Raw genomic sequence first — 19,251 nt, 5'->3', positions numbered from 1 at the left:
ATGGGGGGAGGACGAGGCGTCCAGGAGTTTGCGTATCTGGTCGCGCATGATGGACTGGCCGGCCTCGAACCGGGCGTTCAGCGCCGTCTCGGGCACCAGGGCGTGCACCCGGACCGGGCGTTCGGTGCGGCTGAGAACCGACTGCCGGGCCAGCCGGATGTTGACCAGCATCTCAGCCCGTTCCTCGGTCACTGCCAGCGGCGCCCGCGTGATCATCTCCCGTACGTAGCCGGGGGATTGCAGGAGGCCCGGGATGACGACCGGCTCGGCGATGCGGATGGTGTCCGCAGAGGCCTCCAGCTCGATGAAATCCAGGTACGCCCCGTTGATCCGGCTTGAGTAGGGCGCCCACCAGCCGGCACCGGGCGGCTGCTCGGCGACCTTGGCGATCTCCTCGACCGCATCGGTGTCGTCGGCTCCGTAGTGGCCGCACAGGTCGCGGACCTCAGCAGCGGAGATGCGGTACAGGCCGCGCTCGACCCGGCTCAGCCGGGTGGTGTCCCAGCCCATGAGCCGCGCCGCGTCACCGGACTTCATCAGCGGCTCGCGGTAGCGGCGGAGTTGGGCACCGACCCGGCGCCGCCAGATCGTCGGCGTCGCACGTTTCTGCGTCATGGGCGCAGTCTGGCACGTCGGCGACGGGGCTGACGACGCTCTATTGTGAACCTCTTTTTGTGGGTCTTGTCGTCCATGTTGCAGACCTACCGCCAAAAGGAGCAAGCTAGGAGCCCGGCGGGAAAATGACTGGGCTTCAGCTCATGATCTTTCTGTTGCGCTACGTGACGTCCGTCGGAGCACGACGGCCGGGTGCGTCCACCGGCCGGGCGCCCGTCGCACCGCCCCCCTCCCTGCCGGGCGGCGGGCGCCACCCCCTCGATCGCATTCGCCGTACGGAGGCACCCCGTGGTGCGGGCCTACGAACCCCCCTCACGCACAGCCGCGTTACCCCCGCCGGCCACCCGGGCAGGAGCCGGACCAGCTGCTACGGGAGCGCACCGCCGACGACCACAGCCGGACCAGGCCGAGCGACTGCGCCGGCACTTCCAGCGCGTGGCCGTCAACCGGGCCGACCGTCCAAGACCCCTGAGGGTGGTGATCTACGCGCTGGTCATCGGCAGCGGGCACGGCCCCGAAGCCGACTGGGACACCGCCGAGGCCGAGGCGGGCCTTCGCGGGTACGCGATCCATGCCCGTCTGCACGACGTGGCCACGCCGGGCCGGCGCCCCTTCGGCGCCCCGGCCGGACTGGTCGGCGCATGTGCCTACGCACCTCCGGGGGATCGTCCCGGCTGGTCCGAGGTACGCCGCCTGATCCAGGGCGGCTACGCCGAGGGCGTGGTCGTCGTGACCCGCCACGACATCAGCTCCGACCCCGCCGAGTACGGCGCGGAGATCCAGCTCCTGGGCCACCAGTACCAGGCATTCGTCCACGTCGTGGCCCTCACGCCGCAGGACGACGCCCCGACTTGAAGGACACCTCTGCGCTGGATGGACGCCCGGGGATGGGGATGGCGGCAGATCGCCGCGCAGTTCGTGATCGTCCTCGTCGTCGCTACCGGCGCCGCAGCCGTCTACTTCCGACTCACCTGATCAAGGAGCACCGCATGACGGCACAGACACCGCCCACGGGGCGGTTGACGGCACTGCCGCGCCGTAGTCGCGGGCAGGCACTGCACGACATCCAGCGCGTTGCCCCTGCGCCCCGCGGCGAGGCCGGTGTCGACTTGATCGCTGCCCTTCCTGTCCGCGTCAGCCGCCCGAAGGACGCGGCATGACCGCGGCCGCGTACGCGATCACCAGCACGCAGTGGGACCACTGGCACCGCACCGGCCAGGCGGCCAGTCGACCCGTGACCGACACGGAGGCCGACCAGTTCCTCCAGCACACCCGCCGTCCCGCACCCCGCGCCACAGCCTTGGACATCGGCTGTGGCACCGGAGCCTTCACCCGACGGCTGCACCGCTGGGGATACAACGTGACCGGCCTGGACTTCTCTCCCGCCGCGATCGACATCGCCACCGGAGCCGGCACGAGCCGAGGACTGCAGTACGCCGTCCACGACTTCGACGTCGACCCGATCCCGGCCCGGCTCGCGCCCGGCAGCCTCGACCTGATCGTCTGCCGCAACTCGCTGCCGTTCCTGGACTACCAGCGCCTCCTGGTCGACGCGCGCCGCTGGCTGCGACCGGACGGACAGCTCTACGTGGTGGTGCGCGTGTGGCCCGAGCACGGCGCTGAGCCGACCGGCGCGCCCTGGCAGCGCGGCTTCACCGAAGACCAGGTCCACGACCTGCAGACCGGATGGGCGGACCAACGACGTTACTGGCTCGGCAGGCACACCGCGGTGGTGCTGTCCGGCGAGCCACGTCACCCGCTGGCCGTCTGCCCTCGCTGACAGAGCAAGCCCGCGACGTTGCCCGTGCGCTGGCAGCCGCAGCGCCTCACCGTATTGGAGACAGCCAGGATGACCACCTACTCGGCGGCACCCGCACTCCCTGCCGTGGAGACGGCGCACCCGTGCGAGCCCTGCCTCCACGACGACGAGGAGCGTCGTGTCGAGGACCTGCTGGCCACGTCGCTGTACGAGAGCGAGGCATTCGGCGCGATCCTGGCCGTACTCCGCGCCTACCAGGTTCCCCCGGCGACGTGGCTGCGCGAATGCCGAACTCACCAGCACGGGCCGACCTTGACCCAGGTCATCCGTCAGTACCTCGCGGAAGACGTCCAGCAGCACGACCTCCCCACAGGCAGCAGCTGCGGGCACGTTGCTGGAACGCGCGACATCCTCCGCGCCTACCGCGCGCGCCTTCTCGGTGAGGCCCTGGACGACGTGACCGACCTCGTCGTGCAGGCCGCCCTCGCGTCGCTGCGCCACGTGGGAGCCTCGGTCGCCACCGGACGCACCTCCCTGGCGGCACGCCTGCTGCACGAGGCCGCTGCGTACCACCGGTCGGTGCTGGCGAAGGAACTGTCGATCGACTGTCCCGACGGATCGGACCGACGCAGAGCGTTCGACATCGCACTGCTGTTGGCAGACGCCCGGGACGGCCGTGAGACGCCCGATCTGCGCCGCTACCGTCTCGCGCATTCGGGATCGACCGCACGACGGATCAGCGGGCGTGGGACCGATCGACAGCATCCGGGCGGATCGTCAGCTGGCGGCGAGGTGGAGCAGTTCGGGGACACCCTCAGCGTCGCGGTAGGCGCGGAAGGCCGGGACGAGGTCCTGGACGAGCTGGACGCAGCGGGGTGCACCGATACGGCGGGCCAACTGGAGGGACTCGCGGGCGGCGGCGGCAAGTTCGGGTTCCCGCAGGTTGAGGTGGCTCTCGGCCCGGTAGGCGAGGAAGACTCCGCGGGTCTTGTCCCGGGCGGGGGGCAGCAGGGCCTGGCCCTCACCGATGAGGCGGTGGGCGCGGCCGGTGTCACCGAGGTCGAGCAGGGCCTGCCCGGAGTCGACGGCGAGATCGGCTTCGGACAGCCAGGAGCACCAGGCGGGCCGTTCCTGTCCGGAGGCAGCGTCCAGCAGCCGTTCGGCCGCGTCCAGCGACCTCAGGGCGCTGCGGCGTTCGCCCTGGGCGGCAAGGGTCCGGGCCAGGCGCAGGTTCAGCAGGGACCGGGCGGCGGGGTGGTGTGTGCGGCTGAGGGCGTGCTCCAGGATGCCGGCTGCTGTGGCGTGGTCGCGCCGCCAGGCGGCTTGATAGGCCAGGTCACCGAGGAGGTTGGCGCCCATGTCGCGGTCGCCGCCGGCGTGGGCGCTGTGCAGACCGGCGATCCAGAATTTTGCGGCCGCGGAGTGGTCGGCGGTGTCAAACCGGTGCCAGGCGACGGTTTGCGACAGCGAAGCGGCCAGCGCGTGCAGGCGAATACCCATCCGCTGGGAGTAGCGGCCGTTGTCGATGAGGCTGGTCACAGTCGTCAGATGGGCGTGGAGCAGCGCGGGGATGTACTGGCGCTGTTCGGTGGGCAGGGCGCTGAGCCCTGTACTGGACTCCTCCAGCATGGTGACGAGTTCGTCGCCGACTGGCTGTCCGGATGTCGCCTCCACCAGCGCGCGGGTGTCGCCGGTTGCCCAACTGGCCGCGAGGGCGGTGAGAGCGGCGCCGGAGAGGGACAAAAAAATGCGGCGTTCCATAGCGGTACTCAGAGCCTCTCGGAGGGCGGGAATGGTGCTGTGGGGGCCGAGCGGCGTCACGCTCACGCTGGTTCCGTGCAGCCATCGCGGCCAGGTGCCCGTGTCGATGACGCTCGCCGGGATGTCCAGGGCTTCGGCGATGAGGTCTGTGAGTCACGGTCCGGGGTAACTCCGTTGACCTCCCACTTGCGGATGCGCTGCTTGTCCACGCCCGTGCGCAGGCTGCGCCGGAGGGCGGCCTGGTGCATCGCACGCACGAGGTCGACACGGGTCATCCCCCGTGCCAACCGGGCGTGAGCAAGGGGGTGGTCGCATGTGTGCTCGTCCACAACAGAATCCAATCACCGGACGTGTTGACTTCGCAGGCGGAGAAAGAGCGGGACTCCTGCGGGACTCCCGGCAAGTCCTCGACGGGCCCGCACGGTTGACCGAAAATCGAATGGATGTTGCGGGAGCGGTCTCAGTGACGACGGCAACACCGTTCCCGCTTTCAAACCGGGAATTTCACGACGCAAAGAATTACCTAAGCGGGAGATCGGCCGTGCGTCCCTCATTTTAGACGATCTGGTCAATGCGCGTGCAGCATGCCAGCTTTTCCTGCCGGGCGCCTGAGCTCAACTGGCCGGCTCGGAGTGCAACGTCGCAGCCATTGAGCGGGACCGCCCTCGACCCGCCGCCTTTCCTCTTCACTTCAACACCCGGAGGGATTCATGGACGGAACGCAAAGCCAGTGGTTCAGCGATGTGGCTGACGCCTTGCTGGGGGCGGAAAGGCTGCGGCTGCCGCTGCCTCCTTTGACCAGTAGGCGGCCGGACTTGACCCTTGAGGACGCCTACGCGATCCAGGCTGCTGCTGTGGCGCGCCGTGTCGCCGGCGGGGCCCGCGTGGTGGGACACAAGGTCGGGGTGACGTCGCTGGCCATGCAGCAGCAGATGGGCGTCGATGAGCCGGATTCTGGTGTCCTGCTGGACCACATGATGCTGCCCGGCGGGAGCTGTCTGCTGCGGGAGGACTTCATGTCTCCGCGGGTGGAGGCAGAGATCGCGTTCCGTCTCGGCCGGGAGCTGCCGGGGCCGGAGGTCACCGTGGACGCCGTGCGCGATGCGGTGTCGGAGGCCTTCCTGGCTCTGGAGGTGATCGACACCCGTTACCCGGACTGGCGGATCTCCCTGGCCGACAGCATCGCGGACAACGCCTCCTGCGCGAGGGTCGTCACGGGAAGCATGATCGGTCTCGACCCGGGCTGGGACCTGCGCGCTGAGCACCTGGTGGTGAGCCTCAACGGCACGCCCGTCGCTGAAGGACACGGCAGCGCGGTGCTCGGTGACCCGTTCCACCCGGTCATCTGGCTGGCCCGGCGGCTGCACGGCCTGGGTAGCGGTTTGCGCGCGGGGGACGTGGTCCTGGCCGGCGCGGTCCACGCGAGTATCCCGCTGCCCGCAGGCAGCGAAGTGACGGTCACCTCGCCCCATCTGCCGCCGGTCGCCCTGAAAGTCGCCTGAGCGCCCCGAGGCTCACCACTCCATGTCCCCTTCCTTCACGAGGGAGCTCCATGTCCACAACGAAGCACGCGAGGGTCGCGGTGCTCGGTGCGGGGCTGATCGGCCTCGACCTGATCGGCAAGATCCAGCAATCAGCAGCCCTGGACTGCCGCCTGGTCGTGGGACGGTCCAGCCAGACCCTGGGCCTTGCCCGGGCCGCCCAGATGGGGTGTGAGACCGCCGCCGGCGGCATCACCGCGCTCCTGAAACAAGGGCCGTTCGACATCGTCTTCGACGCCTCCAACGCCGACAGCCACGCCGAACACTGGGCCCATCTGGAAGGCACCGGCGCGGCGCTCATCGACCTCACGCCGGCGCCGATCGGCACGATGGTCGTGCCCACCGTCAACGGCACCGAGGCGCGGTCCCTGCGCCACATCAACCTGGTCAGCTGCGGCGGCCAGGCCGCCGTCCCCGTCCTGCACGCCATCACCCAGCACTGCGCGCCCGCCTACGTGGAGGTCGTGTGCACCGGGGCGAGTGCCAGCGCGGGCCGGGCCACCCGCCTCAACCTCGACCAGTACATCGCCACCACCGCCGCCGCCGTCCGCGCTTTCACCGAAGCGCCGGAGGTGAAGGTGATGGTCAATCTCAGCCCGGCCCGGCCCGAACCGCCGTTCCGAGTCGCCATCACGGTCCTCACCGATCAGGTGCAGCCCGTCCCGGTCCGCGCCGCGGTGGAAGCCGCCGCCCATCAGGTGCGCACTTTCGCACCCGGCTTCGCGGTGACGTCACTGCAGGTCAGTGACGGACGGATCAGCGCCGTGGTGGAGGTGACCGCCGAGGGCGGCCGCATCCCCCGCTACGCCGGAAACCTCGACATCATCAACGCCGCCGCGGTGCTGCTCGCGCAGCAGCACGCGGCCGCCCGGGGCGAAGTGGAGACCGCCTCATGACCCCGCACGCGCAAGCAGCACCGCAGGTGCTGATCCACGACCCGACCCTCCGCGACGGCCACCACGCCGTGCGCCACCAGCTCGACCGGGACCAGCTCCGCGCCTACGCCGCCGCCGCGGATGCCGCCGGAATCCCGGTGGTGGAGGTCGGCCACGGCAACGGACTGGGCGCCTCTTCCCTGCAGATCGGCCGGGCCAAGCTGACCGACCCCGAGATGCTCACAACCGTCCGTGAGGCGCTCACCCGCAGCCGCATGGGCGTCTTCATGGCCCCGGGCTGGGGCACCGGCGACGACCTGCGGGCCGCGGTCGCCCTCGGCGCGGACGTGGTGCGGATCGCAGCGCACTGCACCGAGGCCGACGTCACCGAACGACACCTGGGCATCGTCCGCGAGCTCGGCGCCGAAGCCCACGGCGTGCTCCTCATGAGCCACATGGCCACCCCCGCCCAGCTCGCAAAACAGTGCGCACTGCTCGCTTCGTTCGGCGCGCAGGCAGTGGGGATCTTCGACTCCGCCGGGCACTACCTGCCCGCCGACGTCACGACCCGCATCACGGCCATCGTCGCGGCGGTCGACGTGCCCGTCATCTTCCACGGCCACAACAACCTCGGCATGGCCGTCGCCAACTCGGTCGCCGCGTTGCAGGCGGGTGCGGCGATCATCGACGGCACCGCGCGGGGCTTCGGCGCCGGAGCCGGGAACACCCAACTCGAAGTCCTGGTCGCGGTGCTGGACCGCATGGGCTACACCACCGGCATCGACCTGCGGCGCCTGCTCGCGGCCGCCGACGTCGCGCACGAGCACCTGATGCCGGCCCCGCCCATCATCGACTCCGTCAGTCTCGTCAGCGGCCTGGCCGGGGTCTTCTCCGGCTTCAAGACGCCCGTCCTCGCCACAGCGAGCCGTGAGGGCGTCGACCCTGTCGACCTGTTCTTCGCCCTCGGTGAGCGCCAGGTCGTCGCGGGCCAGGAAGACCTGATCGGGACTGTCGCCCGCCAGCTGGCCGCGAGCGCGCGGGAGGCACGATGAACTCCCACGAGGCCGCCCCGGGGCGGGCTGCGGTCGTGTGCGGGGTCGGTGCGGCTCTCCCGGACACCGTGGTGTCCAACGCGCAGCTGTGCACCACCTTGGACTCCACGGACGAGTGGATCCGTACCCGGACCGGGATTGGCAGCCGCCACATCGCAGGACCGGACATCTCCACGCAGGACCTCGCCGTCGACGCCGCCCGGCGCGCTCTGCTGTGCGCGCACGACGTGCGGCCGGACGCGGTGCTTGTCGCCACGACCACACCGGACCACCGCTGCCCGGCCACCGCCCCCGCGGTGGCCGCACGCCTGGACCTGACCGGTATCCCCGCACTCGACCTCGCGGCCGGCTGCACCGGCTTCCTGTACGCGCTGGCCACCGCCGCCGGGTTCATCGCCTCCGGCCAGGCCGACACCGTCCTGGTCATCGGCGCCGACCGGCTGTCCACCCTGCCCGGACGCGGCGACCGCTCCACCGTGCCCCTCTTCGGCGACGGCGCCGGCGTCATGGTGCTGCGCGCCGGTCCGGCCACCGCGCCAGGGGCGCTTGGGCCCGTGGTGCTGGGCAGCGACGGCACCGGCGGCGACCTCATCAAGGCCGGGCACCAAACGCCGCTGCAGATGTCCGGCTCCGAGGTGTTCCGCCACGCGGTGCACCGCATGTCCGCGGCGTCCGTGCAAGCCGCCCGCGCCGCACAGTGGCGCCTGGACGACGTCGACCGGCTGGTGGCGCACCAGGCCAACGCCCGCATCACTGCCTTTGCCGCCCGCCAGCTCGGCATCCCCGAGCACCGGCAGGTCCACAACATCGCCGACGTCGGCAACACCGGCGCCGCCTCGATCCCTTTGCTGCTGGCCCAGGCCGCTGCCGACGGCCGCATCAAGGCCGGCCACCGGGTGCTGCTGACCGCCTTTGGCGCCGGACTGACCTGGGGTGCCACCACCCTTATCTGGCCCGAGCTGGCCCCGCTCCCCTCGACCGCCACGACCGAATCCGTACGCGAAGGAGCCACTTTGTGAACGAGGACCTGTTCACCCTCCTGACCCGCGATCTGAAACTGCCCGAGGACCGGCTGACGCCCGAAGCGAGCCTGGACGATGCCGGATTCGACTCTCTGGCCATCGTGGAGCTGTCCGTCCTGCTCACCGAGCAGCTGGGCGTTGAAGTCACCGACACCGAGATCAAGGACGCCGGAACCCTTACGGCGCTCGACAACCTGGTCGCCCAGAAGCGGACGGGACGGTGACCCCGGCCATGGGCACGCACACCCGCCGCCCGCTACGGGTGTGGATCATCACCCCGGGACAGCGCGCCGACCGGTTCACCGCGGCACGGGCCTCGGCCGCCGGTGTGGCCCTGGCCGACCTGGAGGACTCCGTCGCCCCGGCCGACAAGCCAGCCGCCCGGGCCGCTGCCGAGCAGCTCTTCGACCGGCCCGACCCGCTGATGACACTGGGCTTGCGCGTGAACGCCACCACCACCCTGGACGGCGCCCGAGACCTGGCAGCCATCGCCGACTACACGCACAAGCCCGACGTGCTCCTGGTCCCCAAGGTCGAATCGGCCCGGGACGTGGAAGTCGTGGCCGGGGTCCTCGACACCCCCGACTACGCACCCGGCATCTGGGCCCTGATCGAAACGCCACGCGCCTTCGACACCCTCCCCTCCATCCTGTCCGCGCCCCGCCTCGCCGGCGTCATCTTCGGCTCGGCCGACTACGCCGCCGCTGTCGGCTGCGGACTGGGCTGGGCACCGCTGCTCCACCCCCGCGCGACCCTGGTCAACAGCGCGGCCGCCGCCGGCATCCCCGCCATCGACGCCCCGTTCTTCGACCTGGACGACCTCGACGGCCTGCGCCGGGAAGCCGAGCAGGCCAAGGATCTCGGCTTCTACGGCAAAGGCGCCGTACACCCCCGCCAGGCGGACATCATCCGCGACGTCTTCACCCCCTCGCAGCGGGAGATCGACCACGCCCGGGCGGTGCTGGCCGCCAGCGAGGCCAGCGGTGCGGGCATCACCTCCGTAGGCGGTCAGATGGTCGGCCGCCCGTTCTTCGCCGCCGCCCGGGCCCTGGTCGACGAGGCCGACGCCACGACGGGGGGAGCATGATGAACATCCCCGTGCCGCAGGGCTACCGCAGCGTGGCGGAGAACCGGGTCCGGGAGAACGTCGGTCTCGAGTACGGCGACCTGGCTCCCGGGCTGGTCATCGAGCACCGACCGGGCCGCACGGTTACCGACGCCGACAACGTGCTGATGACCACCCTGGCCGGGAACGTCTCCCCGCTCCACACCGACGCCCACTACAGCAGCAAAACCGACTGGGGCCAGATCCTGGTGTGCAGCGGCGTCACGCTCAACATCGTCGCCGGAATGACGGTGCGCAGCGTCAGCGGCCTGACCGTCGCTAACCTCGCCCTCGGCGACGTCCGCTTCGAGCATCCGGTCTTCGTCGGCACCACCCTGTATGCCGAGACCGAGATCCGTACCCGCCGGCCTTCCCAGAGCAGGCCCGGCCACGGCGTGATCACCTGCCGCACCACCGGCTTCGACCAGGACGACCACCGCGTCGTCCGATTCACCCGCACGTTCCTGCTGCCGATCGACCCCGCCGCGCTGCGCGACGCCACCAACTACTAGGGAGCAGACGATGGGCGAACTGTCCTTCACCGCGGCTGACGACGACTTGTGGCAGCAGTACGACCAGCTCGCCACCCGCAGCTACGGCCACACCGTCAACGACATCACCCACCTGCGCCACCACGCCGACCTTCAGGTCGCCACCCGCGACGGACGTGTCGTCGCCGGAGGCCTCGGCCTCCTGGTCGACCAGTTCTTCGGCGGCCAGCCGGTACCCAGCGCCTGCCTCGCCGCCGGCTGCGTCGCACCCGAAGAACGCGGCGAACACCTGGCCACCCGCATGACCGCCGCCCGACTGCGTCCCTTGCAGGAACAAGGCGCCGTCATCTCCACGATCTCCACCTCCTCCAACGGCTACGCCCGCCGGATGGGCTGGGAAGCCCCCGCTCCCGTCTTCGCGTGGACGGTGACCGCCGACGACCTCAAGCAGTCCTTCACCGACACCGGCCTCGACATCGAGTACGGCCACACCCCCGAGATCGAAGACCTGCAGCGGGACCTGGCCCGGCAGTGGAACGGACCCGTGCAGCGCCCGGCCTGGTGGGCGCCGTGGAAGGACTCCAAGGGCAACCTGACGACCTACCGCTTCCACGCCCCCGGACGCCTGGCCGGCGTGCTGTCCCTGGCCATGAACCGCCGCGAACGTCACGGCATGAACCTCACGGTCCACGACTTCTGGGCCACCGACCCGGATACGACGGCAGCCCTGCTCGCCTTCCTCGGCCGCCACAACACCCGAGCCGAGACCATCGAATTCCGCCGCGGCGCCCTGCCACCGCTCCCCACACTCCTGCACCACCTGCACCGCCACCGCGTGCAGGCACAGGCCTGGCACCCCTGGATGCTCCGCATCCTCGACGTCCCCGCGGCCATCAGCGCACGCGGCTGGCCCCCCGACCTCGACGCCACACTGCCCATCGCCATCGAAAACTCCACCGGCGACGGCATCGACCGCTACCTGCTGCAGATCGCGGGCGGCAAGGCCGATCTCACTCCCACGGCAGCCAGCAGTCAAGTCACCCTGACCCGGCGCCAGCTGGCCGTCTGGTACGCCGGCGGATACCGCACCGTAACCGCGGCCCAGATGAGCGGCGTACTCACCGAGCACGTCAAGACGCTGACCACACTCATCCAGGCGACGACCGACCACGAGCCCTGGCTGCCGGACCACTTCTGAATCGCCTCGGGCGGTAGCCAGGCCGGCACGGACACGTGGCCACCGGCCGGCCTGGCTCCACACCACCGGGACGCAACGCTCCCGGGAGCGTTGCGTCAGATGCCGCGACGGAGCAGGGTCTCGCTGTAGCGCTCTACGATCGGCGTCAGGTAGTCCGCATGGGGGCCTGACAATTCCGCGACCTCCGCCGCCGATCGCACCAGCGCGATCCCGTCCAGCTCCGGTTCCCGACCCTGCGCCCGCTCCGCGGCCGCAACGGCCTCGAACCGCTCGCGCACCACGGACTCGGGCCGAGGCGGCGCGAGATAGACCACACCGATGCTGCCGTTCTCACCACGCGTGACGGCCCACATCTGCAAGTCCTCGGCACCCGTGTCCAGGCCTGTTTCTTCCACGAGTTCGCGCGCCGCATTACGTCGCAGCCCGGCCTCATCGAGGACCTCGTCACCCTGCGGCGGCTCCACCGAGCCACCAGGCAGCTGCCAGCGACCGGGAGCAGCCGTCGAAGCGGACATCCGCGCCGCCATGACCCGGCCGTCGTCGGTGGGCTGCACCACATTCACGAACAGCGACGGAAGAGCACTGACGCCCGGCACGCGACGCAGGGCGTAGTGCCGGTATGTCACCTGCGCCCACGACAGGACGAGCCGACCCGGGCCGTCCCACTCCAGCCCGGCACACGCCACTACGGGACCGTCGAACAGATCAGGATTGCCCGCCAGCGCGGCATCCCAGACCCGGTCCCGGGCCACTTGGTGCTCCGGCGACAAGACCGGTGCCGCGCCCTGAATCAGGCGGAGGTTTCGAACGTCAAGGAAGTCAAGGCCGGTGTCTTGCACCTGAGGCTCTGTCACCCGGCTCATCCTAGGGCCAACGAACCGATTCCTTTTCATCATTCGCCAATCGGGATGAGGATCGTATTTCACTGCCCCTCCATGGCCATTGGCTTCTTGATTCGACTCCCACGGTCCAGACGCATCGGCCCAGCGAGGACGACTCAACGGCCCGGCTCGGAGTTCGCCCCGAGTGTGTTCAGCCGATGGTGAGTTGGCGGAAGCTGTTGCGGATGTTGGTGAGGGGTTCGCGGTCGCGGTTGAAGTACAGCTTGTTGGTCAGCAGCACGGCCCAGGTCCCCAGCTTGGGGGAGATCCACATGCCGGTGCCGGTGAAGCCGTAGTGCACCCAGGTCCGCTCGGTGGGGTCGGTGCCGGGGGCCGGGTGCCAGAACAGGCCGCGGACGGGTTCCAGGGAACCGGTCTGCACGGTCAGGGACTCCTCGGTCCACTCGGGGCCGAAGCCGGGGCGGCGGGTGGCGGTTGTGGGGTCGAGGAGGTAGCGCAGGAAGACGGCGAGGTCGTCCAGGAGTGAGAAGGCGCCGGCGATGCCGCACACGCCGCCCAGGAGGCGGGTGGAGAAGTCGTGTGCGGTGCCCTGGAGATGGGCGCCGGTGTCCGGGTCGAGCTCGGTGGGGGCGCATCGGGCCGCGAGGTCGGCGGGGAGCGGGCCGAAGCGGGTGCCGGTCATGCCGAGCGGTGCCCAGGTCCGGGTCTGGGCGAGTTGGTCGAGTTGCTGGCCGGAGAGGTGTTCGGCGAGGTAGCCGAGGATGAGGGCGGCGCGGTCGGTGTACTCGACGGCTTCGCCGGGCGGCCGGTGCAGGGCCTCGTGGAGCACGCCCGTGCGGATGGCGGCCGGGTCGGTGCCGTACCGGTTTTTCAGCTGGGCGCGCAGGGGGACGCCGGCGGTGTGGGTGAGCAGGTTGCGGGTGGTGACCTGGCCCAGGGGGTGGCCGTGTACCTCGGGCCAGAAGCCGCTGAGGGGTTCGTCGAGGGGCAGCGTGCCGTCGGTCCACAGGGCGCCGATGGACGACCACACGGCGAGGATCTTGGTGAGGGAGGCGACGTCGAAGACGGTGTCCGGCCGCATTGCCTGGTCGGGCCGGTCGGGGTCCAGGCTGCCGACGGTGCCGCTGGCCAGGGTGCCGGTGGCGTCGCCGCGGGCCCAGACGGCACCAGGATATGTCTTGTCGCGGACACCGCCTTCCAGCAGTTGGTGGATGCGATCGGTGGTGGCTGTCATCGTTTCCCCGAATCTTCGTGGATGGCATGGCCCGCCCGGCCAGCGTAGTGAAGCGATGGTGGCGGGAGGGGTTGCGGCGCGGGGCCCGGAGGAGTCAGCAGAGCTGCTTGCCCAGGTCGGTCAGCGCGGTCGCGGTGGCGCTGAGCGGGTAGCGGGCCGCGTTGTCGCGGCCGACTGTGCGCAAAGCAAGCAGCAGGCTGGGCGAGGACTTCAGCCGGGCCAGGTCGCGGGCTACGGCTTGGGGGTTGGTGAAGTCGGTGGCCAGGGCCGAGGCGCCGAGCGTGTCGGTCAGGCCGGGGACTGGTTGGTAGAGCACCGCCAGGTCGCGGGCCTGGGCTTCGAGGGCGACCAGGCCCATGGCCTCCAGCGTGGTGGACGGCATGACCAGCGCGTCGTGGTCGGCGAACGCCTTCCACAGCTGGGGCCTGTCGAGCCAGCCGAGGTAGCGGGCGTGGAGTCCCAGGCGTTTGAGCAGCGGGGCCAGGGCGTGGAATTCGTGGCGTGGGGCGGCGATGCTCAGTTCGATCCCTGGGACGGCGGACAGTGCCTTGGCGAGGTGTTCGCCGCCCTTTTCGGCGGTCAGCCGTCCGGCGTACAGCAGCCTCAGAATCTGGCCGGGGCGGTGCGGGGGCCGGGCGGGCGGTGTGGTCAGGAGGTGGTCGGGAATGCCCCACGGGATGTGGGTGATCTTGCGGCGGTCGGTCTGCGGTGCAAGCCGCAGCAGCCGGTCGGCCATCGCGCCGGTGGGAACCACGATGGCGTCGGCGAAGCGGGCGGTCTCGCACAGAATCTGCAGCTGGTCGCGGTGCCGTTCGGCGAAGAGCAGGTCGGTGCCGTGGACCAGGGCGACCCGTGGGTGCTGGGGCAGGGCCTGCAGCAGGGCCGGGGTGGCGCCGAAGGCGAGGTGCTGGAGGTGGAGGACGCCGATGGAGGCCGGGTCCAGAGCGGCGGTCAGGGCCTGGCGGAGGGCGGTGACGTAGCGGCGGAACGCGGGCCCGTCCAGGCACTTCCCGCCAACGGCCAGCAGGTCCAGCCCGGCTGGGAGCGTGGGCCGGTGCCCGGTGGGCTGGAGCATGAAGGCGCGGGCGGGGATGAGCGGGTTGGGGCCGGTGTACAGGTCGAGGAAGAGTTCGACGCTGCCGCCGGGGCTGCCTGCGGGCAGGTCGAGGAAGGTCGCCACCAGCGGGGTGCTCATGCTCTGCCTCCGGGGATCTCCTCGTAGAGGCGGGAGATGTCGATGCCGTCGGTGGCCGTGTACTTGGTGCCGAGTTGCTGGTAGCTGGCGGAGGCACCGAAGGTCTGCAGGAAGACCAGCTTGCCGAAGGTCATCCCCGGGTAGACCCTCGCGGGCCTGGCGGCACGAATCTCCAGCGTCCAGCGGATCGCGTGGCCGGCGTGTCCCAGCGGGGCCGAGACGTGGACCCAGATGCCCATCGCGCCAGTGGTGCGGTCGCCGTTGAGCAGCTGCGCGTATCGCTCTGAGCCGGTCCGCTCCAGCGTCACCCCCAGGTAGAGCAAACCTGGCTCGAGGACCAGGCCTCCGTCGGGGATGGAAGTCTCGGCGAAGGGGGTGGGCGAGGCGGAGTCCAGGTCGCCGTCGCAGATGCGTAATGTCTCGCCCAGGCGCCAGTCGTAGGCGTTCGGGGACAGCCGGACGGGGTCGAAGGGGTCGAAGGCGATCTCGCCGGTGGCCACGGCGGCGGCGATCGCGGGGCCGGTGAGGATCATCAGGCCACCGCCCCGGCCGCGGCGTCGCGCCAGAACCCGGAGGGCTGCGGGCCGAGCGAGGCCTGATACTTGCCCGCGTAGAGGTCGACCGGGCCGACGGAGACGAAGAACATGATCTGCCCGATCTTCATCCCCGAGTAGACCCGCAGCGGGCGGACCGGGTTGAGCATCAAGGTCCACTGACCGTGGAATCCGATGTCGCCGATCGGGGCGGTGATCTCGACGAAAAGTCCCAGGCGCCCGACCGAGGAGCGGCCGAACAGCAGCGGCACGAAGGTGTCGGAGCCGACCTCCTCCAGGGTGTGACCCAGGTAGAGCTCGCCGGGCTGGAGTACGTAGCCCTCGGGGCCGATCTGGACGGCGGTGGTCGGGTTGGGCCGGTGTGCGTCGATGACCGGCTCGGTGTAGGTCAGCAGGGTAGGCCCCAGGCGAACGTTGTAGCTGTTGGGGTTAACCTGGCCCGACTCGAACGGGGCGATCCGCAGGCGGCCGTCGCGGACGGCGGCGGTGATCTCGGGACCGGTGAGGATCACTTCGGCTCTCCTTCCTCAGTGCCGGGTCCGGGGTCGGACAGGACGTGCCGCAGGGCCTGGCCGAGCTGAAGTCCGGCGGTGTGCACGTGGCCGCCTGAGACTGTCTCGGCCAGGTAGCCGGTGGTCAGCACGGTGCGAAAGCCGGCTGGAAGCGGGTTGGGGGCCAGGACTCAGGGGTCCGGCCCGCTCGGTGAGGTGGGCCAGCAGGCCGGTCACGTCGGCGGCGCCTGGCACGGGGGCGTGGACCAGTTGGTTGCCGAAGGGTTCGATGGCCAGCAGGTCTTGCAGGGTCAGGGCCTCGCCCAGCGGCACGGGTCGCACCGCTGTCTCGTTGAGGATCACGGCGTCGGCGCCTAGACCGGTGCGCAGGCGGGCGGCGACCTCGGCCAGCAGCTCGCGGCGGTCGGGCACCTGGTGCCGCCACCGCGGGTTGATGCGGCCCAGCGGGGCGGTCAGCTGTCCGCGCAGGGCGTCGATGCGGGTGCCGATCGGGTTCAGAGCGGCGGGCAGGGCAGCTGCGTGGGGGAAGCGGCAGGTGTGGGCGGCCCAGCCGTGGCCGACCGGTTCGGCGATCGCGTACCCGGCGGCGAGTTCGGGCCCCTTGACGACCAGGGTGTTGCCGACCGCCTCGGGGGCGTGGCGGTCGCTGTGGCAGTGCCCGGCGAAGACGATGTCCAGGAACGGGCAGGCATCCGCCAGCTTCAGGTCCTCCGCGAAGCCGGAGTGCGACAGCAGCACCCATGCGTCGACCTCGTGGTGGTGTTCGAGCAGCAGCTGCCTCAGCGCGCGGGCCGGGTCGGTGACGCGGTGCCCGGCGCGGTCGGCGGCGGGAATGGCGTGGAACGCCTGCGGGCCGATCACGGCGGTGACCGCGACGTTCCGGCCGCCGATCTGGGCCAGGTGAAGGCTGCGGAACAGTGGTCTGCCGCTTGCGGCATCGACGGCGTTGGCGCACACCGTCAGCTCGTGCAGGCCCGGGGCGAAGTGGTGGTTCCAGCCGTGGTTGCCGGGGGCCAGGACGTCGTAGAGCGAGGTCAGGATGGAGTATTCGATGTTCCCGCCGCCGAGCCGGTAGTAGCCGGTGCCCTCGAAGAAGTCCCCGCAGTCCACCACCAGCGAGGTGTCCCGCTCGCGGTGGAGGTGGGCGAGCAGGCCGGCCGCATCGCCGAGCTGGGAGTGCACGTCGGTGGTGGCGGTGATCCGCTCCAGTACGCGCGTCACGGCGCTACCTCGCTGATCTCGGCGCCCAGCGCGCGGAGCTTGCCCGGCAGGTCGGCGTGCCCGCGCCTGCCGCTGGCCAAGGCCGGTGACGGTGGTGGTGCCGCGCGCCGTGAGGGCGGCGACCAGCAGCGCGGAGCCGGTGCGGATGTCGGTGGCCTCGACCGCGGCGCCGGTCAGCCGCTGCGGTCCGGTCAGTCGGCACTGAGTGGGCGAGAGTTCTTCGATGCTGGCACCCAGGCGGGCGAGCTGGGGCAGCAGGTTGCCGTGCCGGCCGGGGTTGATGGAGTCCGCGAACAGGTGGGTGCCGGGCAAGCCGAGCGCGAGGGCCAGCAGCGCGGGCTCGAAGTCGGCGTCCAGGCCATCGGGGGTGAGTGAGGCAACCGCCCGCAGGGGCTGGCCGCTCGGGTGGGCGGAGTCGTGCACTTCCAGCGCGTCGGGCTCGAACGTCGCCGAGATGCCCAACCAGTTCAGGGCCTCGACCACCACCGCGACGTCCTCGCCCTGGACCCCTTCGATCCGACCGGTCCCGCCGGTGGCGGCGATAGCGCAGGCGAGCGTGCCGGCCTCGATCTTGTCGCCGGGCACCGACCAGTGCAGCGAGGTCTCCTCGGCCCGGCTCAGCGGCTGGACGGTCAGCGTGTCGGCGCCCACCTCGATCCGGAACCCGGCCTGCCGCAGCGCGGCCAACATGCCGGTGAACTCCGGGGAGTGGTTGGGGTTGCCCAGCAGCAGGCGGTGGCCGCCGACGACCGCGCGGAGCACAGCCGCCACGCTCGCGCCCCGGGAACGGAAGGGCAGGTCGATCAACACCTCGCGCGGTCCGTGCTCGGCGGCGGTGATCCGATATCCGCCGGCGTCAACCTCGACCTTGTCGCCGAACCCCGCATACACCTTGAAGTGCTGGTCCATGCCCCGCTCGCCGATCTGGCAGCCCCCGGGCCAGGGCAGGACAGCCTGCCCGCACGAGGCGAGCAGGGCGGGCACCAGGTAGTAGGACGCCCGGATAGTGGCGGCCTCGGGAAGGTCGGGCACGGGAAGAGGGTCGGAGACGGGCACCAGGGCCACGCCGGACGGATCGCCGGCCGGGCGGGCCACGTGGTAGCCCGAGCGCTGGATCAGCGTCAGCATCGCCTCGACGTCCCGGATCGCGGGCACGTTGTCCAGGTGGACCGTGCGGCGGGTGGCCGCGGCGGCGGCCAGCAGCGGCAGCGCGGCGTTCTTCGATCCGTCCACGCGGACCAGGCCGGCCAGCGGCGGACCGGGGCGGACCCAGATGGTGGGACTGGCCGGCGGGGTGAGGGCAGGCGTCATGTCGGGCCTCCAGGTGTCGTTGCGGGCGGCGGTGCGGTGTCGATCGGGGGCGGCCCGGCCGCCGACGGCAGCGGCCGGACCACGAGGGGCACCGCCAGAAGGGGGGAGGCGGTGCCCGCCGCGCGAAGCACCCACCGGGGGTGCTTCGCGCGGCCCGGACCGGGACGCTCGCCCGAAGGGGTGGCGGCATCCCGAGCCGGAAGAATCAGAGGTCAGGCTGCCGCGAACTCCCCGCACGGCAGCGTGGCGGTGATCTGCTTGCCGACTGCGGTGGACTCCACCGTCCAGCCAGGCGCAAGAGAGTCCAAAATCCACAGGCCCCGGCCGGACTCCAGCTCCTCGTTGTCCGGGGGTTCGGGACTGCGGTCGGGCAGCACGGTCGGCTCCGGATCGTGCACCTGGACCTGGACTTGGTCGGGCTTGCTGATGATCTGCACGATCACCGGTGTCCACGGCCCGCACAGCCGCACCGCGTTGCTCACCAGCTCGCTGGCCACCAGCCGGGCCGCCTCGGCGACCAGCTCATCGGCACCGGTTCCGGTGACCGCCGCGAACACGTGCGCCCGCATCTGCCGCATGTGCTCGGCGCTGGCGTTCATGTGCAGGACGAACCCGCCCGGCCGTACGGCCAGGTAGAACCCGCACGCGGCCACCTGCGGTGCAGCGAGGTCGGCGGGGCCGGGATGTGCAGCGTGCATGGCGTGTGCTCCCCAGTGGCAAGAGCGGCCCACCGGTCCGGGGGACATCCCGGGCCGGCCCGCGGAATTGGGTCGGCAGGCACGTCGGCCGTCCGGGGCGGCGGAACCCCCGGCAGTCGGCGCAAGGCAGCGGCATATGACACGAAGTGCAGTGAACCCGTCACACATCGCTACCGAGGGACAGCATGCCCCTAGGCATACGGGTTGGACAACATGTCCCGGCTAGATTCCTCGGATTGGTTGTCCTGCGGCGGTGGAGGCGGAC

Annotated in this window: 19 protein-coding genes and 2 pseudogenes; 11 read left to right on the top strand and 10 right to left on the bottom strand. The window is 70.9% G+C overall.

Annotated features, from left to right (window positions below):
• Positions 1-615 (bottom strand): helix-turn-helix transcriptional regulator (locus ABZ883_RS35610; protein ID WP_360913757.1); only part of this gene is annotated, 615 nt, incomplete at its 3' end.
• Between the two features lie 474 nt (positions 616-1,089).
• Between ABZ883_RS35610 and ABZ883_RS35605 the strand changes: the two genes are divergently transcribed.
• The 3 genes from ABZ883_RS35605 to ABZ883_RS35595 all read left to right on the top strand — a co-directional run bounded on the left by ABZ883_RS35605 (position 1,090) and on the right by ABZ883_RS35595 (position 2,395).
• On the top strand, positions 1,090-1,470 hold the full coding sequence (locus ABZ883_RS35605) for a hypothetical protein (RefSeq protein ID WP_360913755.1): 381 nt from the start codon (positions 1,090-1,092) through the stop codon (positions 1,468-1,470).
• Positions 1,471-1,604: 134 nt separating this feature from the next.
• Positions 1,605-1,775, top strand: coding sequence for a hypothetical protein (locus ABZ883_RS35600; RefSeq protein ID WP_360913753.1), 171 nt, complete (start codon positions 1,605-1,607; stop codon positions 1,773-1,775).
• Positions 1,772-2,395 carry a class I SAM-dependent methyltransferase gene (locus ABZ883_RS35595; protein ID WP_360913751.1) on the top strand — a complete coding sequence of 208 codons (624 nt, stop codon included), beginning with the start codon at positions 1,772-1,774 and terminating at the stop codon, positions 2,393-2,395. The genes ABZ883_RS35600 and ABZ883_RS35595 overlap by 4 nt, the downstream gene beginning before the upstream one ends.
• A 756-nt stretch (positions 2,396-3,151) precedes the next feature.
• On the opposite strand, the gene ABZ883_RS35590 is transcribed toward ABZ883_RS35595, so the two are convergent.
• A complete protein-coding gene (locus tag ABZ883_RS35590) occupies positions 3,152-4,135 on the bottom strand; it encodes an XRE family transcriptional regulator (protein WP_360913749.1) in 984 nt (327 codons plus the stop codon).
• A 710-nt stretch (positions 4,136-4,845) separates the two neighbouring features.
• Here ABZ883_RS35590 and ABZ883_RS35585 point away from each other — a divergent pair.
• From ABZ883_RS35585 to ABZ883_RS35550, 8 genes are read left to right on the top strand one after another with little or no spacing between them, the layout of a single operon-like run.
• Positions 4,846-5,637 (top strand): fumarylacetoacetate hydrolase family protein, encoded by a 792-nt coding sequence (locus ABZ883_RS35585; RefSeq protein ID WP_360913747.1) that lies wholly within the window; start codon positions 4,846-4,848, stop codon positions 5,635-5,637.
• A gap of 50 nt (positions 5,638-5,687) precedes the next feature.
• Entirely contained in the window at positions 5,688-6,572 is an 885-nt protein-coding gene (locus tag ABZ883_RS35580) for an acetaldehyde dehydrogenase (acetylating) (RefSeq protein ID WP_360913745.1), read from the top strand.
• Positions 6,569-7,603, top strand: coding sequence for a 4-hydroxy-2-oxovalerate aldolase (dmpG, locus tag ABZ883_RS35575; RefSeq protein WP_360913743.1), 1,035 nt, complete (start codon positions 6,569-6,571; stop codon positions 7,601-7,603). Before ABZ883_RS35580 ends, dmpG begins: the two co-directional genes overlap by 4 nt.
• Positions 7,600-8,622 (top strand): beta-ketoacyl-ACP synthase III, encoded by a 1,023-nt coding sequence (locus tag ABZ883_RS35570; protein ID WP_360913741.1) that lies wholly within the window; start codon positions 7,600-7,602, stop codon positions 8,620-8,622. Before dmpG ends, ABZ883_RS35570 begins: the two co-directional genes overlap by 4 nt.
• Positions 8,619-8,849 (top strand): acyl carrier protein, encoded by a 231-nt coding sequence (locus ABZ883_RS35565; RefSeq protein WP_360913739.1) that lies wholly within the window; start codon positions 8,619-8,621, stop codon positions 8,847-8,849. Before ABZ883_RS35570 ends, ABZ883_RS35565 begins: the two co-directional genes overlap by 4 nt.
• Before the next feature lie 8 nt (positions 8,850-8,857).
• Complete coding sequence (locus ABZ883_RS35560; protein WP_360913737.1) at positions 8,858-9,712, top strand: CoA ester lyase; 855 nt, start codon at positions 8,858-8,860, stop codon at positions 9,710-9,712.
• Positions 9,709-10,242, top strand: coding sequence for a MaoC family dehydratase (locus ABZ883_RS35555; RefSeq protein WP_360913735.1), 534 nt, complete (start codon positions 9,709-9,711; stop codon positions 10,240-10,242). The genes ABZ883_RS35560 and ABZ883_RS35555 overlap by 4 nt, the downstream gene beginning before the upstream one ends.
• A gap of 10 nt (positions 10,243-10,252) precedes the next feature.
• A complete protein-coding gene (locus ABZ883_RS35550; protein WP_360913733.1) occupies positions 10,253-11,419 on the top strand; it encodes a GNAT family N-acetyltransferase in 1,167 nt (388 codons plus the stop codon).
• A 95-nt stretch (positions 11,420-11,514) separates the two neighbouring features.
• Here ABZ883_RS35550 and ABZ883_RS35545 read toward each other — a convergent pair whose 3' ends face one another.
• From ABZ883_RS35545 to ABZ883_RS35510, 8 genes and pseudogenes are all read right to left on the bottom strand, one after another.
• Complete coding sequence (locus ABZ883_RS35545) at positions 11,515-12,273, bottom strand: NUDIX domain-containing protein (protein WP_360913731.1); 759 nt, start codon at positions 12,271-12,273, stop codon at positions 11,515-11,517.
• A 178-nt stretch (positions 12,274-12,451) separates the two neighbouring features.
• The gene (locus ABZ883_RS35540; RefSeq protein ID WP_360913729.1) at positions 12,452-13,495 is read right to left on the bottom strand and encodes a serine hydrolase domain-containing protein; all 1,044 of its coding nucleotides are present in this window, start codon (positions 13,493-13,495) and stop codon (positions 12,452-12,454) included.
• 94 nt (positions 13,496-13,589) lie between these two features.
• Positions 13,590-14,690 (bottom strand): glycosyltransferase family 4 protein, encoded by a 1,101-nt coding sequence (locus ABZ883_RS35535; RefSeq protein WP_360913727.1) that lies wholly within the window; start codon positions 14,688-14,690, stop codon positions 13,590-13,592.
• The gene (locus ABZ883_RS35530; RefSeq protein ID WP_360913725.1) at positions 14,687-15,223 is read right to left on the bottom strand and encodes a deoxycytidine triphosphate deaminase; all 537 of its coding nucleotides are present in this window, start codon (positions 15,221-15,223) and stop codon (positions 14,687-14,689) included. Before ABZ883_RS35530 ends, ABZ883_RS35535 begins: the two co-directional genes overlap by 4 nt.
• Positions 15,223-15,756, bottom strand: a complete 534-nt coding sequence (gene dcd / locus ABZ883_RS35525) for a dCTP deaminase (protein ID WP_360913724.1) — start codon at positions 15,754-15,756, stop codon at positions 15,223-15,225. The genes ABZ883_RS35530 and dcd overlap by 1 nt, the downstream gene beginning before the upstream one ends.
• Positions 15,753-16,977: pseudogene (locus ABZ883_RS35520) on the bottom strand (metallophosphoesterase). Before ABZ883_RS35520 ends, dcd begins: the two are co-directional and overlap by 4 nt.
• Positions 16,974-18,288, bottom strand: a pseudogene (locus ABZ883_RS35515) (UDP-N-acetylglucosamine 1-carboxyvinyltransferase). The pseudogenes ABZ883_RS35520 and ABZ883_RS35515 overlap by 4 nt, the downstream one beginning before the upstream one ends.
• A gap of 212 nt (positions 18,289-18,500) precedes the next feature.
• A complete protein-coding gene (locus ABZ883_RS35510; RefSeq protein WP_360913722.1) occupies positions 18,501-18,986 on the bottom strand; it encodes an ATP-binding protein in 486 nt (161 codons plus the stop codon).
• Positions 18,987-19,251: the final 265 nt, after the last annotated feature.

The organism is Streptomyces sp. NPDC046977 (assembly GCF_040644455.1).
Lineage (GTDB): Bacteria > Actinomycetota > Actinomycetes > Streptomycetales > Streptomycetaceae > Actinacidiphila.
This window is presented reverse-complemented; position numbering and strand designations above follow the sequence as displayed.

What these genes read in the sequence shown, in the direction of transcription:
- ABZ883_RS35600 (WP_360913753.1), top strand. Translation starts at nt 1,605, where the DNA reads ATGACGGCACAGACACCGCCCACGGGGCGGTTGACGGCACTGCCGCGC.
- ABZ883_RS35595 (WP_360913751.1), top strand. Translation starts at nt 1,772, where the DNA reads ATGACCGCGGCCGCGTACGCGATCACCAGCACGCAGTGGGACCACTGG.
- ABZ883_RS35590 (WP_360913749.1), bottom strand. Translation starts at nt 4,135, where the DNA reads ATGGAACGCCGCATTTTTTTGTCCCTCTCCGGCGCCGCTCTCACCGCC.
- ABZ883_RS35585 (WP_360913747.1), top strand. Translation starts at nt 4,846, where the DNA reads ATGGACGGAACGCAAAGCCAGTGGTTCAGCGATGTGGCTGACGCCTTG.
- ABZ883_RS35580 (WP_360913745.1), top strand. Translation starts at nt 5,688, where the DNA reads ATGTCCACAACGAAGCACGCGAGGGTCGCGGTGCTCGGTGCGGGGCTG.
- dmpG (WP_360913743.1), top strand. Translation starts at nt 6,569, where the DNA reads ATGACCCCGCACGCGCAAGCAGCACCGCAGGTGCTGATCCACGACCCG.
- ABZ883_RS35570 (WP_360913741.1), top strand. Translation starts at nt 7,600, where the DNA reads ATGAACTCCCACGAGGCCGCCCCGGGGCGGGCTGCGGTCGTGTGCGGG.
- ABZ883_RS35560 (WP_360913737.1), top strand. Translation starts at nt 8,858, where the DNA reads ATGGGCACGCACACCCGCCGCCCGCTACGGGTGTGGATCATCACCCCG.
- ABZ883_RS35555 (WP_360913735.1), top strand. Translation starts at nt 9,709, where the DNA reads ATGATGAACATCCCCGTGCCGCAGGGCTACCGCAGCGTGGCGGAGAAC.
- ABZ883_RS35550 (WP_360913733.1), top strand. Translation starts at nt 10,253, where the DNA reads ATGGGCGAACTGTCCTTCACCGCGGCTGACGACGACTTGTGGCAGCAG.
- ABZ883_RS35540 (WP_360913729.1), bottom strand. Translation starts at nt 13,495, where the DNA reads ATGACAGCCACCACCGATCGCATCCACCAACTGCTGGAAGGCGGTGTC.
- ABZ883_RS35535 (WP_360913727.1), bottom strand. Translation starts at nt 14,690, where the DNA reads ATGAGCACCCCGCTGGTGGCGACCTTCCTCGACCTGCCCGCAGGCAGC.
- ABZ883_RS35530 (WP_360913725.1), bottom strand. Translation starts at nt 15,223, where the DNA reads ATGATCCTCACCGGCCCCGCGATCGCCGCCGCCGTGGCCACCGGCGAG.
- ABZ883_RS35510 (WP_360913722.1), bottom strand. Translation starts at nt 18,986, where the DNA reads ATGCACGCTGCACATCCCGGCCCCGCCGACCTCGCTGCACCGCAGGTG.